Here is a 15,569-nt window from a genome sequence, read left to right on the forward strand (position 1 = left end):
TGAATCTGGAACACGTTCCGCTGCCGCCTGGATCTCGGGAGAACCGACGTCGTCGTGCCCGGTGCGATGGCCGCGGGTACTTCCGGGTGATGTCCCTCGCAGGCTCGAATCCTGCTGCCGGTCCCCGACCGGTATGGCCGAGCGGCCCATGGCAGAAGCGCCCTCGAGGCGTTCGCGATCCGCGGCCGGCCCGATCTCGGGCAGGCGGCGCTGTCGGTGCGGTCTGGTAGGAATACTGCTGTGAGCAGCGCGAACGGGCGGACCGCAGATGGCGCGGACGGAGCGGACGGCGTGGACGGAGCGCCGCCCGAGCAGCTTGCGCTGATCCGGGAGGCCGTGCGCCAGGCCAAGACGCCGAAGGCGAAGCCGCGGACCTGGCGGGGAGCCGCGCTGGCGAAGGAGCTGCCCGTCGCACGGGTGCTCGTCGACAAAGGCGTGCTGCACCTCGACCGCTACTTCGACTACGCCGTGCCCGAGGACCTCGATGAGGCCGCGCAGCCGGGCGTGCGGGTGCGGGTGCGATTCGGCGCCGGCGGACGCAACGTACGCGACGGGCGGCGTGAGGGCGGCGGTCTGATCGACGGTTACCTCGTCGAGCGGGTCGCCGAGTCCGACTATTCCGGGCCGCTGGCCGCCCTCGCGCAGGTCGTCTCGCCCGAGCCCGTCCTCGGGCCCGAACTGCTGGGGCTCGCCCGCGCCGTCGCCGACCGGTACGCGGGCTCGCTCGCCGACGTGCTGCAACTGGCCGTTCCGCCCCGGCACGCCCGCGCCGAGGCACGGGAGTCGCCGGTGCCCCCGCCGCTCCCGACCGCACCCGACCCCGGAACCTGGCGGCGGTACGCGAGAGGGGCGGACTTCCTCGCCTCGCTCGCCTCCGGCGGCGCCCCGCGCGCCGTATGGACCGCGCTGCCCGGCCCCGAGTGGGCCGAGGAGATCGCCCGGGCCGTGCGGGCGACGCTCGCCTCCGGGCGCGGCGCGCTGGTCGTCGTACCGGCCGGGCGGCCCGCAGCCCGCGTGGACACGGCCCTCAGGGACCTGCTGGGGGAGGGGCAGCACGCCGTGCTGACCGCCGACGCCGGACCGGAGCGGCGCTACCGCGAGTGGCTCGCTGTACGCCGGGGGGCCGTACGGGCCGTCGTCGGTACGCGGGCCGCCATGTTCGCGCCCGTACGGAATCTGGGACTGGTCGTGGTCTGGGACGACGGCGACGCCGGGCACAGCGACGACAACGCTCCCTTCCCGCATGTCCGCGAAGTGCTGGAGTTGCGCGCCTCGCGCGACAAGTGCGGCTTCCTGCTGGGCGGTTGGACCTGCACGGTGGAGGCGGCGCAACTGGTCGAGAGCGGCTGGGCGCTGCCGCTGGCCGCAGACCGGGAGCAGGTGCGCGGCGCCGCGCCGCTGGTACGGACCGTCGGGGACGGCGACCTCGCGCGCGACGAGGCCGCCCGGGCCGCTCGGCTGCCCACGCTCGCCTGGCAGATCGTCAGGGAAGGGCTGCGGCAGGGGCCCGTGCTGGTCCAGGTCCCCCGGCGGGGATACGTGCCCCGGATGGCGTGTGCGCAGTGCCGGACGCCCGCGCGGTGCCGGCACTGCGCGGGGCCGCTGGAGGCGCAGGACGCCCAGGCGCTGCACTGTGCCTGGTGCGGGCGGGACGAGACCGCCTGGCACTGCCAGGAGTGCGGCGGATTCCGGCTGCGGGCCCAGGTCGTCGGCGCCCGCCGGACCGCCGAGGAGCTGGGACGGGCGTTTCCGGCCGTGCCGGTGCGCACGTCCGGGCGGGAGCAGGTGCTGGACACGGTGTCCGAGGCGCCCGCGCTGGTGGTGAGCACGCCAGGGGCCGAACCCGTAGCGGAGGGCGGGTACGCGGCCGCACTGCTGCTCGACGGCTGGGCGATGCTCGGACGGCCCGATCTGCGGGCCGGCGAGGACGCGTTGCGCCGGTGGATAGGGGCCGCCGCGCTGGTCCGTCCGCAGGGAGCGGGCGGCACGGTCGTGGTAGTGGCCGAACCGACCCTGCGCCCCGTGCAGGCGCTCGTGCGGTGGGATCCCGTCGGGCACGCGGTGCGTGAGCTCGCCGAGCGGGCCGAGCTGGGATTTCCGCCCGTCTCCCGGATGGCGGCGGTGTCCGGGTCGCCGGAGGCGCTCGCCGCGTTCCTCGCCGCCGCCGAACTGCCGCCTGACGCCGAGGTGCTGGGGCCCGTACCGCTGCCGGTCATCGAGGCCGGACGGCCCCGGCGGGCCGGTGGGCCCCCTCCGGGCGAGCCCGGGGAGCGGGTGCTCATCCGGGTGCCCCCGGGGAGCGGTGCCGCGCTGGCGGCCGCGTTGAAGAGCGCGCAGGCGGCGCGCATGGCGCGTGGGGTGAGCGAGCCCGTACGGATCCGGATCGATCCGCTCGACATCGGGTGAGGCCGGGTGAGATCCGGTGAGACCGGGCGGCATCCGGTGGGGTCGAGCGAGCGAGCGGGCGGGCATCGCGGAGCACCGAAGTGTGGGTGGCGGCGTGGGCTGCGGGCCTGCGTGGTGGACGTGAACTGCGGGCACCAGCGGACGTGAACGCCGGGCGAGGCTCGGGGACCTGATCGGCGGGCATGACCAGCGAGCGTCAACCACGGGCGTCGGCAGTGCGCGTGAGCCGCGCGCGTGGCGGCGGGCACGGGCCGCCGACGTGGACAGCGTGCATGAGCTGCCGACGTGGACATGGGACTGCCTCCCGGGGGCCTTGGCGCCGGGAGGCAGTTGTCGTCAGGAGGGAGGTCAGCCGTTGCGTGGGCCCGGGAAGGCCGTGGGCCTGACCTCGTCGCGGAGCGTGGGGCTGCCTGCCGTCGGCTGGGTCGGCATGGAGCGGGCGGCGGGGACGATCGGCACCGCGGGGAGAGCGGTGTTGACGGCGACCGTGCGGGTGCTCGCCGTCTCGGTGGCGCGCTCCGCCTCGGCGGCGGCCTGGGCGGCGGCCCGGCGCGCGCCGTAACGACGGTGCACCGCCTGCTTGGTGACCCCGAGGGCCGAGCCCACCGCGTCCCACGAGAAACCGAGTGAGCGGTCGAAGTCCACGGCGGCCGTGACCAGGGTCTCGACGCTGTCCCGCAGCTCCTGGGCGAGACGGACGGTCGGGGCGGGAGCGCGTCCGTAGACGACGAAGCCCGTGGAGGGTCCGGAGCGGCGCGGGCGGTAGACGTTGCCCAGCTGGGCGGTGAGCGTGCGCAGTGCGTCCACCTGCCGGCGGACCCGCTCGATGTCCCGCACCAGCAAGTGCAGGCTGGCCCGAGCCTGGGCGTCGTGGGTTGCGTGGTCGGCCATGAACAAGCCTCTCGAACCGGCGTTGAAAAGGATCGGGCCGCGAAATTGCAGCCCGCTGTGGTCAACTCTTTCTTGACCAACGCGTAGACGGGTGAGTGGTCACGCTGCGGGGGCGCAAGGACATACGCACGGGGCGCGTCCCAAGGTGTACGCCCCCCTGTGTGGGGTGAACGCGCCCCGGCTGCCGACGCGTAGGCCGCACCACCCGTGCCGGCCCGGAGGACGCGGCCCCCACCCGGAAAGAACCCCCGAGCCCTTGAGCCCGGCGCGGCATAGACTGGTGCGCTGCCCCGCGCCTCGCCTCCTCCGGCACGCGCGCGGGGATGGAAGAGCTCCCGCCCGAGAGGCCAACCGCCACCCATGAAGCTCGTCTTCGCAGGTACCCCCGAGGTCGCCGTTCCCGCCCTGGACGCCCTGATCGCCTCCGGGCGGCACGAGGTGGCCGCTGTCGTGACCAGGCCGGACGCGCCGGCCGGACGGGGGCGACGGCTCGTCGCGAGTCCGGTCGCCGTGCGGGCGGAAGAGGCCGGGATCGAGGTGCTCAAGCCCGTGAAGCCCCGGGACGAGGAGTTCCTGGCCCGGCTGCGGGAGATCGGCCCGGACTGCTGCCCCGTCGTCGCGTACGGGGCGCTGCTGCCCCGGGTCGCCCTCGACATCCCGGCGCACGGCTGGGTCAACCTGCACTTCTCGCTGCTGCCCGCCTGGCGCGGCGCCGCCCCCGTGCAGCACGCGATCATGGCCGGCGACGAGATCACCGGCGCCTCCACCTTCCTGATCGAGGAAGGCCTCGACTCGGGGCCGGTGTACGGCACCGTCACCGAGGAGATCCGGCCCACCGACACCAGCGGGGACCTGCTGACGCGGCTCGCCTTCGCCGGGTCCGGACTGCTCGCCGCGACGATGGACGGGATCGAAGACGGCACGCTCAAGGCCGTACCGCAGCCCGCCGACGGCATCAGCACCGCCTCGAAGATCTCCGTCGAGAACGCCCACATCGACTGGGCCGCCCCGGCTCTGCGGGTCGACCGCATGGTGCGCGGGTGCACCCCGGCCCCCGGCGCCTGGACCGTCTTCCGCGCCGAGCGGCTCAAGCTCATCCAGGTCGCGACGGTGCCCGACCGCACGGATCTCGCCCCGGGCGAGCTGTCCGTCGCCAAGAACAACGTGTACGTGGGCACCGGTTCCTACGCCGTCGAGCTGCTCTGGGTGCAGGCCCAGGGCAAGAAGCCGATGCGCGCGGCGGACTGGGCCCGCGGGGTGCGGATTCCCTCCGGGGAGCGGCTCGGCGTCTGACGTCGGCCCTGCGGCGTACGCTGATAAGCGCATCTTTTTTCCTGGATCCGGAGCACCTTTTTCGTGAGTGAGCAGCCCCGTCGGCCGCAGAAGCCCGGCAAGCCCTACCGCCGCCCCCAGAAGGACCCGGTCCGCATGCTCGCCTTCGAGGCGCTGCGGGCCGTGGACGAGCGGGACGCGTACGCGAACCTCGTCCTGCCGCCGCTGCTGCGCAAGGCGCGGGAGAAGGGCGACTTCGACGGACGGGACGCCGCGCTCGCCACCGAGCTGGTGTACGGCACACTGCGCCGCCAGGGCACGTACGACGCCGTCATCTCGGCCTGTGTCGACCGGCCGCTGCGGGAGGTCGACCCGCCGGTCCTCGATGTGCTCAGCCTCGGTGTCCACCAGCTGCTCGGCACGCGGATCCCGACGCACGCCGCCGTCTCCGCCTCCGTCGAGCTGGCCCGTGTGGTGCTCGGCGACGGGCGGGCCAAGTTCGTCAACGCCGTGCTGCGCAAGGTCGCGCGGCAGGACCTCGACGCCTGGGTGGAGCAGGTCGCGCCGCCCTACGACGACGACCCCGAGGACCATCTCGCCGTCGTGCACTCGCACCCGCGCTGGGTCGTCTCCGCGCTGTGGGACGCGCTGGGCGGCGGCCGGGCCGGCATCGAGGACCTGCTGGAGGCGGACAACGAGCGGCCCGAGGTGACCCTCGTCGCCCGGCCGGGACGCTCCACCTCCGAGGAACTCCTCGACGCCCTCGAAGAGGACTCGGCGCTTCCCGGGCGCTGGTCGCCCTATGCCGTGCGGCTCACCGAGGGCGGCGAGCCGGGCGCCATCGACGCCGTACGCGAGGGCCGTGCCGGCGTCCAGGACGAGGGCAGCCAGCTGGTCGCGATCGCCCTGGCGAACGCGCCGCTCGACGGGCCCGACCGGGTCTGGCTGGACGGCTGCGCCGGACCCGGCGGAAAGGCCGCGATGCTGGCGGGCCTCGCCGCCCAACGGGGTGCGACGCTGCTCGCCTCCGAGAAGCTGCCGCACCGGGCGGGGCTCGTCGCCAAGGCGCTCGCCGGGAACCCCGGCCCCTACCAGGTCATCGCCGCCGACGGCACCCGCCCGCCGTGGCGCCCCGGCACCTTCGACCGCGTCCTCATGGACGTGCCCTGCACGGGCCTGGGCGCGCTCCGCCGCCGTCCCGAGGCCCGCTGGCGGCGTCGCCCCGAGGACCTCGACGGCTTCGCGCCGCTCCAGCGCGGACTGCTGCGCACGGCGCTCGACTCGGTGCGGGTCGGCGGCGTCGTCGGGTACGCGACCTGCTCGCCGCACCTCGCCGAGACCCGCGCGGTCGTCGACGACGTCCTCAAGCACTACGAGGGCGGCTCCGCCGAACTGATCGACGCCCGTCCGCTGCTGCCCGGCGTCCCGGCCCTGGGGGACGGCCCCGACCTGCAGCTGTGGCCGCATCTGCACGGGACGGACGCGATGTATCTGGCCCTGATCCGCAGAACCGCCTGACCGCTCGGCTTCGTCAGCCGGGCGGTGGGGCCGGTTTCGTAGATTCGCCGGGTTCCCCGGATGTTCCGGACTCCCCGGAGACGGCGTGCTCCTCGGACACCCCGGGCTGCCCGGATTCCTCCGGCGCCGGCGCGTCGGCGGACCGCGCCGTGCCGTCATCGCGTGCGAGCCGGTGCGGCCACCACACCTTCGGGCCCACGTCGAGGAAGAGCGCGGTGACCAGCACCGAGCGCACCACGAAGGTGTCCAGGAGCACGCCGAGCGCGACCGCGAAGCCGATCTCCGCGAAGCCCACGATCGGCAGGGTGCCGAGCGCCGCGAACGTGCCCGCGAGGACCAGACCGGCCGAGGTGATCACCGCTCCGGTGGTGGCGAGTCCCGTCACGACACCGGCGCGGGTGCCCTGGCGGCCCGCCTCCTCACGGATGCGGGTGGTCAGGAAGATGTTGTAGTCGATGCCGAGTGCCACCAGGAACACGAAGACGAACAGTGGGAAGGCCACGTCCTCGCCCGCGTAGTCGAAGACGTGCCGGAAGGCCAGCGCGCTCACGCCGAGGGCCGTGGCCAGCGACAGCACCACGGTGCCGATCAGCAGGAGCGGGGCGACCAGAGCGCGCAGCAGAACGCTCAGGACCAGCAGGACCACCACCAGGACGAGCGGGATGACCAGGTAGTTGTCGTGCGTCTGGGCGTTCTCCATGTCCAGCAGGGCCGCCGAGCCGCCGCCCACCTTCGCGTCGGCGCCGGGCACGGCGTGCACCGCGTCGCGCACCCGCTCGACGGTGGCCTTCGCCGCCTCGCTGTCGGCGGGGGCACGTGTGGTCGCCTCGAACAGCACCCGGCCGTCGTGTGCCGGCGCGGTGCCCGGTGGCACACCGATGCTCGTCGGCACCACGCCCGGGTCCGCCGCCACGGCACGGCCGACCTGCACGCCCTGGGCCGTGTTGGACACGATCACCAGCGGATCACCGGCGCCCGCCGGGAAGTAGCGCGCCGACACCTCCTGGCCGACGACCGAGTCCGGTCTCCCGGTGAACGTGTCGGCGTTGGCGATCCCCGCGGCCCGCAGCTGGATCAGGCCCAGGGACAGCACTCCCAGCGCCAGTGCCGTGGCGACCCAGGTCGTCCGGGGGCGGCGGGCGATCCGGTGTCCCATGCGCGCCCAGACGCCGCTCCTGGTCGGATCGGGCGAGCCGAGGTGCGGCACGGCCGGCCAGAAGATCCAGCGCCCGAAGACCAGCAGCAGGGCGGGGAAGAGCGTGAGCATGGCGAGCAGGGCGACGGCCACGCCGATCGCCGCGACCGGCCCGAGGCCCCGCGTCGAGTTCATCTCGGCGACCAGGAGCACCAGCATGCTCAGCACGACCGTCGCGCCCGAGGCGAGGATCGCCGGACCCGCCCGGTTCATGGCGAGCGCCATCGCCTCGTGGCGGTCCTCGTGGCGGCGCAGCTCCTCGCGGTAGCGGGCGACCAGCAGCAGCGCGTAGTCGGTACCCGCGCCGAACACGAGCACCGTCAGAATGCCCGCGCTCTGGCCGTTGACCGTCAGACCGGCGTGTTTCGCCAGCAGATAGATCAGCGCCTGGGCCGTGAACAGGGCGACGACCACGCCGAGCAGCGGGACGAACAGCAGGGTCGGGCTGCGGAAGGTGATCAGCAGCATCACGATGACGACGGTCATGGCGGCGAAGAGCAGCGTCGAGTCGATGCCCTCGAAGGCCTTGGAGGAGTCGGCGGCGATACCGCCGGGCCCGGTGACGTGCACAGAGAGCCCGTCTTCGCCCTTGCCCACCTGGTCACGCACGGAGTCGACGGCGGGGGCGATCCGCTGCCAGCCGGACGCGTCCATGGTGATGGGGACGTAGACCTGCGCCGCGCGCGGATCCGCCTGCCGGTCGAAGACCGGTCCACGGGTCTCCGCGCCGCGGATGCCGTGCTCCCGCAGCGTCTTCAGCTGCTGGGTGTCCTCGGCGATCTGCCGGCGGTCCTGCGCCGTCAGGCCGTCCGGGCGGTTGTAGATGACGACGGCGGGGATCTGCTCGGGCCGGAAGTCGTTCGAGATGTCGAGGACTTGGGTGGATTCGGCCGAGCCCGGCAGCCAGGACTGGGCGTCGTTGTCCTGGGCGTCGCTGAGCTTCATTCCGAGCGGTGCCACGAAGACGAGCACCAGCAGCCACAGGACCAGGACCAGCCACTTGGACCGGTGTCCGCACACGACCGCGATGGTCGCCCGCTTCCAGGTGTCGAGCCGCTTCATGCCCACCCCCGTGGTCGGACGCAGCGCCGCTGGGCCGCCCAGCATGGCATGCCGGGCCGTCGTACGACATCCGCGGAACAACCCAGGTCTGGACCGAGGCGGGCAACCGGCCCGGGACATGGCAGTCTTGGGGCATGGCCGTGCAGATCAACCCCAGCATCCTGTCCGCCGACTTCGCCCGTCTTGCCGAGGAGGCACAGGCGGTGCAGGGCGCGGACTGGCTCCATGTCGACGTCATGGACAACCATTTCGTACCGAACCTCACCCTCGGGGTGCCGGTCGTAGAGTCTTTGGCCCGTGCGACGGACACACCGCTGGACTGCCATCTGATGATCGAGGACGCCGATCGGTGGGCGCCCCAGTACGTGGAAGCGGGTGCCGGCTCCGTCACCTTCCACGTGGAGGCGGCTGCCGCACCTGTCAGGCTCGCCCGCGAGATCCGGGCCAAGGGCGCCCGCGCCTCCATGGCGCTCAAGCCCGCGACCCCGATCGAGCCGTACGAGGACCTGCTGCCCGAGCTCGACATGCTGCTGATCATGACGGTCGAGCCCGGATTCGGGGGCCAGGCTTTTCTTGACATCATGCTCCCGAAGATCCGCCGTACGCGCGAGTTGATCAGCAAGCACGGCCTGGAACTGTGGCTCCAGGTCGACGGCGGAGTCTCGGCGTCGACCATCGAGCGGTGCGCGGAGGCGGGAGCCGACGTGTTCGTGGCGGGTTCCGCGGTGTACGGGGCGGCGGACCCGGCCCAGGCGGTACGTGCACTGCGCACCCAGGCTCAGGAGGCGACGGCCCGTGCATCGTGGGCGTGCGACCACTGAGCCAAGGGAACGTGAACGCCGCCCATCAGGGCGGATCAAGTGCGCCGGATCTGCAAGGATGAACGGCGAATCCAGAGTGTGAACAGAAGTGAGGAGATCGCCGTGTCGGGTATGTCGGCGGGCCGGTCAGCCATGCGGATGGGACCCGCTGAGCTGGTCCAGGCGGCGGCCATGGCCCGCCGCTTCTACCTCGAGGGCAAGTCCAAGATCCAGATCGCCGAGGAGTTCGGCGTCAGCCGCTTCAAGGTGGCCCGGGTCCTGGAGACCGCTCTCGAACGGGATCTCGTGAGGATCGAGATCCGCGTCCCCGCCGAGCTGGACGCGGAGCGCTCGGACGCGCTCCGTGCCCGCTACGGCCTGCGGCATGCCGTGGTCGTCGAGTCCCCGGCCGAGGCCGAGGAGTCGCCCGACCCCGAGAACCTCGGTGAGGTGGCCGCCGACCTGCTCGGCGAGCTCGTCAACGAGGGCGATGTGCTCGGCCTCGCCTGGGGCCGCTCCACGATCCACATGGCGGCGGCGCTGGACCGGCTTCCCCCGTGCACCGTGGTGCAGCTGACGGGCGTGTACGACGCCGGGACCGCCGAGCGCGGCTCCGTCGAGGCAGTCCGGCGCGCCGCGCAGGTGTCGGGCGGCGACGCCCACCCCATCTACGCGCCGATGCTGCTGCCGGACGCGGCCACCGCGGCCGCGCTGCGCAACCAGACGGGGATCGCCCGCGCCTTCGAGTACTTCGACAAGGTCACGGTCGCCTGCGTCTCCATCGGCTCCTGGGAGCCCGGCATCTCCACGGTGCACGACATGCTCAGCGACGAGGAGCGCGCCCACTACGCGTCCCTCGGTGTCGCCGCCGAGATGTCCGCGCACCTCTTCGACGCCGAGGGCCGGCGGGTCGGGCGGGATCTGGGCGAGCGCTGCATCACGGTCGAGACCGACCGGCTGCGCCGTATCCCCGAGGTCGTCGCGATCGCGGGCGGGCAGCGCAAGGCGGCCGCCATCGACGCGGTGCTGCGGTCCGGGCTCGTCACCAGCCTGGTGACGGACACCGCGGCCGCGGACGCTCTGATGACGGCGGGCCCGCCCCCGCGTCCGGCGCTGAACCGGGCGGACCCGGACGGCCCCTGAGCGATCACCCAGCGCGCGCCGCGAGGGGATGGCCGTGGCAGCATCGACGTCATGCTGCTGCGGCCGTCCCCTCGCGCGTTCGCGGGCCGCGTGTTCGCCGGGCTGCTGGTCTGTCTGACGGTCCTGCTGACGGGCTGTTCGCCGACGGGGACCGCCGCCTCGGGCGACTCCGCGGCCACGGCCGCGAGCCGCGCGACGGGGATCCCGTCCTGGGCCGGTGACCTGCCGGTCGTCGCCGCGGCCGCGCTGCCCGCCGAAGCACGGGCGACCCTCGTCCTCATCGACCGGGGCGGCCCCTTCCCGTACGCCAGGGACGGCGCCGTCTTCGGCAACTTCGAGCGGGAACTGCCGGGGCACGGCAGGGGGTATTACCGCGAGTACACGGTGCGGACACCGGGCGAGCGCGACCGCGGAGCCCGGCGCATTGTCACCGGGCAGGGCGGGGAGATCTACTACACCGACGATCACTACGACTCGTTCAAGGCGGTGCTGAGATGACGCACGGTCCGCTCGCGGAGGTGTGCCGCTCGGCCGGGTGGCAGGTCACCGAGCTCGATCTCACCGGGGTGCTCGACAAGGCCGGTTTCATGGCGCGCTGTGTCCGCGCCCTCGACCTGCCGGAGTGGTTCGGGCGGAACTGGGACGCGCTCGCCGACGTCCTGGGCGATCCCGACTGGGGACCGGCCAGTCCGGGCAGGCTGCTGGTGGTGACCGGCTGGCGCCCCTACGCGAGGGCGAGGCCCGACGAGTGGGAGACCGCCCAGGAGGTCCTTCAGTCGGCCTCCGGCCACTACCAGCAGTTCGACGCCACCCTGTCGGTCGTCCTCATCCTTGGAGGATCCGACCAATTGCCCCCTGACCAGCCTGGATGATCTGTCCGGGGACCGCATACCGGCTGTCATGGGACAATGAGGTACGTGCTCTTCCCCCTGGCTGACCTGTCCGGGGGCCACCTCTGATCGACTGGGATGTGCAGCACGTGCGTTTCCTCAACGACATCCAGCCCCCGTACGACCTGACGTACGACGACGTCTTCATGGTGCCCAGCCGCTCCGCGGTCGGCTCGCGTCAGGGCGTGGACCTCAGCTCTCCGGACGGCACGGGCACCACCATCCCGCTCGTCGTCGCCAACATGACGGCGATCGCGGGCCGCCGGATGGCCGAGACCGTCGCCCGCCGCGGTGGCCTTGTCGTCATTCCGCAGGACATCCCGATCGACGTCATCACCGAGGTCGTCTCCTGGGTCAAGGGACGCCACCTGGTGCTCGACACCCCGATCCGCCTCGAGCCCCACCAGACCGTCGCCGACGCGCTGGCGCTGCTGCCCAAGCGCGCGCACAACGCGGGCGTCGTCGTGGACGAGGACGGCCGGCCGGTCGGTGTGGTCACCGACGCCGACCTCACCGGCGTGGACCGCTTCACCCAGCTGTCCGAGGTCATGTCCAGGGACCTGCTGCTCCTCGACGCGGACATCGAACCGCGCGAGGCGTTCAACATCCTCGACGGCGCCAACCGCCGCTACGCCCCCGCCGTGGACGCGGACGGCAAGCTGGCCGGCATCCTCACCCGCAAGGGCGCCCTGCGCGCCACGCTGTACACGCCGACCACCGACGCGGGCGGCAGGCTGCGTATCGCCGCCGCCGTCGGCATCAACGGTGATGTGGCGGGCAAGGCCAAGCAGCTTCTGGACGCGGGCGTCGACACCCTCGTCATCGACACGGCGCACGGTCACCAGGAGTCGATGATCAGCGCCGTCAGGACGGTGCGCGCGCTCGACCCGCAAGTGCCGATCGTCGCGGGCAACATCGTGGCCGCCGAGGGCGTCAAGGACCTGATCGACGCGGGCGCCGACATCATCAAGGTCGGCGTCGGCCCCGGCGCCATGTGCACCACCCGCATGATGACCGGCGTCGGCCGGCCGCAGTTCTCCGCCGTCCTGGAGTGCGCGGCCGAGGCGAAGAAGTACGGCAAGCACGTGTGGGCCGACGGCGGTGTCCGCCACCCCCGTGACGTGGCGATGGCGCTGGCCGCCGGTGCGTCCAACGTCATGGTCGGTTCCTGGTTCGCCGGCACGTACGAGTCCCCGGGCGACCTTCAGCAGGACGCCGACGGACGTCTGTACAAGGAGTCGTTCGGCATGGCGTCCGCGCGCGCCGTCAAGAACCGCACCAGCGAGGAATCGGCGTACGACCGGGCCCGCAAGGCGCTGTTCGAGGAGGGCATCTCCACCTCGCGCATGTTCCTCGACCCGTCCCGTCCGGGCGTCGAGGACCTGATCGACTCGATCATCGCGGGCGTCCGCTCCTCCTGCACCTACGCGGGCGCCAACTCCCTGGAGGAGTTCGCCCAGAACGCGATCGTCGGCATCCAGAGCGCGGCCGGCTATGCCGAGGGCAAGGCCCTGCACGCCAGCTGGAGCTGACCCGCCCCCGCGCCCCGTACGGCCCCTGTTCCCCTCCCGGGAGCAGGGGCCGTACGCGTGGGCGGCCGCCGGTGCGCCCGGCCCGCGGCCACTTCCGTCAGGTCCTCTTGACGTCAAGTCTGCTTGACGTGACGCTGACGGCATGACGACGACACCGCAGAGCATCGAAGCGCAGTACACCCTGCTGACCGCCGTGGCCCGTCTCGACGAGCTGCGCGTGCGTGACTCGCTGGCCGGGGCGGGGAGCGACGCGGAGGCGCTCGACCGTGCCGGACTCCTGGAACTGCTCGCGCTCAGCGAGGTCGTGGCCCGGAAGGCGGCGTACGGCCGTCAGCTCACCGTCCGCGCCGCCCGTGAGTCCGGCGCCTCCTGGTCCCAGATCGGCGCGGCCCTCGGCACCAGCAAGCAGGCCGCGTGGGAGGCCCACACGCGCTGGATCGACGCCCAGGCGGCGGTGTACGGAGAGCCCGGACGGCTGGGGTTCGACGAGGAGGACGTGGCGCGGGCACGGGCCGTGGCGGGGGAGCCGGACGAGAGCTGACGCCCTGTCAACTCGGCTGTCTCCACGGCCTCGTCACCCGCCGGAAAGGCGCCTCACGCAACCATCGAAAGGCCCCGCGCAACGAACATGCGCCGGGATGCGATGAACGCAACGATCTTGCGGAGATGCGCAAGGTTGCTGCATTACGCCCGTGAAGCCCGGACTCATAGGGTCAAGCGCTGTACACAGGCGTGGCGGGGACCCCGCTCGGTGGGTCCCTCCTGTCAGGGGTGCCGCCGGTCCCCGTCCTTTTCGACCGGCAGCGATGAAGGAGCCAGCGCGTGCTCGACCAAGGCGCACCCCCGCAGTCCCCACCCACGTCCGCCCCACCGTCCCCGGGTATCGGCGCGCGTCTCATGCGCCGAAAGCCGGTGGAACGCCTGGTGGAGGAGGGTGGCCAGGGCGAAGGAGGATCGCTGCGGCGCTCCCTCGGTCTGTGGCAGCTCACCATGATCAGCATCGGTGCCACGCTCGGCACCGGCATCTTCGTCGTCCTCGGCCAGGCCGTCCCCAAGGCCGGGCCCGCGGTCACCCTGTCCTTCGTGATCGCCGGTCTCACGGCGCTCTTCTCCGCCCTCTCCTACGCCGAACTGGCCGGCACCATCCCGGTCGCCGGTTCCTCGTACTCGTACGCCTACGCAACGATGGGCGAGCTCATCGCCTGGATCTGCGGCTGGTGCCTGGTTCTGGAGTACGGCGTCTCGGTCGCGGCCGTCGCGGTCGGCTGGGGCGAGTACCTGAACGAACTGCTCGACGGCACCATCGGCGTCACCATTCCGGACGCGCTGTCCGCGCCGCCCGGCGACGGGGGCGTCTTCAACCTGCCCGCGCTCATCGTCGTGCTGCTCGCGATGGCGTTCCTGCTCGGCGGAGCGCGCGAGTCGGCGCGCGCCAACACCATCATGGTGGCCGTGAAGATCGCCGCGCTGGTGCTGTTCTGCGCGATCGGCGTCCAGGGCTTCCGCTCCGGCAACTACGACCACTTCATGCCCCTCGGCATGGCGGGCGTCAGCGCCGCCGGCGCCACCCTGTTCTTCTCCTACATAGGCTTCGACGCCGCCTCCACCGCCGGTGAGGAGGCCAAGAACCCGCAGCGCGACCTGCCGCGCGCGATCATGCTCTCGCTGGTCATCGTGACGGCCCTGTACGTCCTCGTCGCCGCCGTCGCCATCGGGGCGAGGCCCTGGCGGCAGTTCAGCGACTCGGAGGCCGCGCTCGCCGGGATCATGAAGGACGTCACCGGGCAGACCTTCTGGGGGACCCTGCTGGCTGCCTGCGCGGTCATCGCCATCGCGAGTGTCGTGCTGACCGTCCTCTACGGCCAGACGCGCATCCTGTTCGCGATGGGCCGGGACGGACTGGTGCCCAAGGTCTTCTCCCGGGTCCACCCGAAGACCGGCACGCCCCGCGCCAACACCGTGATCGTGTCGCTGTTCTGCGGTGTCCTGGCCGCCGCGATCCCGCTCGGCCAGCTCGCCGACGCCACCAGCATCGGCACGCTCTTCGCCTTCGCGCTGGTCAATGTCGCCGTCGTCGTACTGCGCCGGACGCGCCCGGCCATGCGCCGCACTTTCCGGGTTCCGCTCACGCCGGTGCTGCCCGCGATCGGCTTCCTGCTGTGCGTGTGGATGATGGCCAGTCTCTCCGCCGTCACCTGGGTCGTCTTCGGCGTCTGGATGGCCGTCGGGCTCGTGTTCTACTTCAGTTACGGCTACCGCAGGTCCCGCATGGCGACCGCGGAATCACCCGTCGCCGAGCAACCGTAGAACCCCTCGCAGAAAAGTGAACCACCCGCAGTGCTGAACGATCTCGACGAACGCATCGTGCACGCCCTCGCCGAGGACGCCCGTCGCTCCTACGCGGACATCGGGCAACTGGTCGGCCTGTCCGCCCCCGCCGTGAAGAGGCGGGTCGACCGGCTGCGGGCCACCGGGGCCATCACCGGGTTCACCGTGCGGGTGGACCCGGCGGCGCTCGGCTGGGAGACGGAGGGCTTCGTCGAGATCTACTGCCGGCGGAACACCTCGCCGGAGACCATCCAGCGCGGTCTGGAGCGCTATCAGGAAGTCGTGGCCGCCTCCACCGTCACCGGGGAGGCGGACGCGCTGGTGCAGGTCTTCGCCTCGGACATGCGGCACTTCGAGCGAGTCCTGGAGCGGATCGCGGGAGAGCCGTTCGTGGAACGGACGAAATCCGTGCTGGTGCTCTCGCCGTTGCTGCGGAGGTTTTCGTCGGGGTCGCCGACGTAGTCGGCGCCCCCATAAGCGCTGGTGCGCCCCAGGGGGTGGGGGTCCTGCCTCTGTGCGGCTGCGGGATTGG

At 72.5% G+C, this 15,569-nt stretch carries 13 protein-coding genes; 11 read left to right on the plus strand and 2 right to left on the minus strand.

The features are described from left to right. Positions 1 to 240: 240 nt before the first annotated feature. Positions 241 to 2,406, plus strand: a complete 2,166-nt coding sequence (locus ABZX90_RS26490; RefSeq protein ID WP_355208714.1) for a primosomal protein N' — start codon at positions 241 to 243, stop codon at positions 2,404 to 2,406. Positions 2,407 to 2,754: 348 nt separating this feature from the next. On the opposite strand, the gene ABZX90_RS26495 is transcribed toward ABZX90_RS26490, so the two are convergent. After that, a complete protein-coding gene (locus ABZX90_RS26495; RefSeq protein ID WP_351131049.1) occupies positions 2,755 to 3,297 on the minus strand; it encodes a hypothetical protein in 543 nt (180 codons plus the stop codon). 360 nt (positions 3,298 to 3,657) lie between these two features. Between ABZX90_RS26495 and fmt the strand changes: the two genes are divergently transcribed. Further along, positions 3,658 to 4,590, plus strand: coding sequence for a methionyl-tRNA formyltransferase (gene fmt / locus ABZX90_RS26500; protein ID WP_351131048.1), 933 nt, complete (start codon positions 3,658 to 3,660; stop codon positions 4,588 to 4,590). 63 nt (positions 4,591 to 4,653) lie between these two features. Further along, a complete protein-coding gene (locus ABZX90_RS26505) occupies positions 4,654 to 6,087 on the plus strand; it encodes a transcription antitermination factor NusB (RefSeq protein ID WP_351131047.1) in 1,434 nt (477 codons plus the stop codon). Positions 6,088 to 6,100: 13 nt separating this feature from the next. On the opposite strand, the gene ABZX90_RS26510 is transcribed toward ABZX90_RS26505, so the two are convergent. Next, entirely contained in the window at positions 6,101 to 8,344 is a 2,244-nt protein-coding gene (locus ABZX90_RS26510) for an MMPL family transporter (protein WP_351131046.1), read from the minus strand. Between the two features lie 134 nt (positions 8,345 to 8,478). Between ABZX90_RS26510 and rpe the strand changes: the two genes are divergently transcribed. From rpe to ABZX90_RS26550, 8 genes are all read left to right on the plus strand, one after another. After that, positions 8,479 to 9,165, plus strand: a complete 687-nt coding sequence (rpe, locus tag ABZX90_RS26515; protein WP_351131045.1) for a ribulose-phosphate 3-epimerase — start codon at positions 8,479 to 8,481, stop codon at positions 9,163 to 9,165. Positions 9,166 to 9,243: 78 nt separating this feature from the next. Further along, positions 9,244 to 10,287: a sugar-binding domain-containing protein gene (locus ABZX90_RS26520; protein WP_351131043.1), complete on the plus strand. Its 1,044-nt coding sequence runs from the start codon at positions 9,244 to 9,246 to the stop codon at positions 10,285 to 10,287. A gap of 51 nt (positions 10,288 to 10,338) precedes the next feature. After that, on the plus strand, positions 10,339 to 10,785 hold the full coding sequence (locus ABZX90_RS26525; protein WP_351131041.1) for a ribonuclease domain-containing protein: 447 nt from the start codon (positions 10,339 to 10,341) through the stop codon (positions 10,783 to 10,785). After that, positions 10,782 to 11,159, plus strand: coding sequence for a barstar family protein (locus tag ABZX90_RS26530; protein WP_351131040.1), 378 nt, complete (start codon positions 10,782 to 10,784; stop codon positions 11,157 to 11,159). Before ABZX90_RS26525 ends, ABZX90_RS26530 begins: the two co-directional genes overlap by 4 nt. Before the next feature lie 107 nt (positions 11,160 to 11,266). Then, entirely contained in the window at positions 11,267 to 12,709 is a 1,443-nt protein-coding gene (locus tag ABZX90_RS26535) for a GuaB1 family IMP dehydrogenase-related protein (protein WP_351131069.1), read from the plus strand. 142 nt (positions 12,710 to 12,851) lie between these two features. Then, positions 12,852 to 13,250: a hypothetical protein gene (locus ABZX90_RS26540; protein WP_351131039.1), complete on the plus strand. Its 399-nt coding sequence runs from the start codon at positions 12,852 to 12,854 to the stop codon at positions 13,248 to 13,250. A 281-nt stretch (positions 13,251 to 13,531) separates the two neighbouring features. Further along, entirely contained in the window at positions 13,532 to 15,016 is a 1,485-nt protein-coding gene (locus ABZX90_RS26545) for an amino acid permease (RefSeq protein ID WP_351131038.1), read from the plus strand. Between the two features lie 30 nt (positions 15,017 to 15,046). Next, complete coding sequence (locus ABZX90_RS26550) at positions 15,047 to 15,499, plus strand: Lrp/AsnC family transcriptional regulator (RefSeq protein WP_351131036.1); 453 nt, start codon at positions 15,047 to 15,049, stop codon at positions 15,497 to 15,499. Positions 15,500 to 15,569 lie beyond the last annotated feature (70 nt).

The sequence above is a fragment of the Streptomyces sp. NPDC002935 genome (assembly GCF_040611295.1).
Classification (GTDB): domain Bacteria; phylum Actinomycetota; class Actinomycetes; order Streptomycetales; family Streptomycetaceae; genus Streptomyces.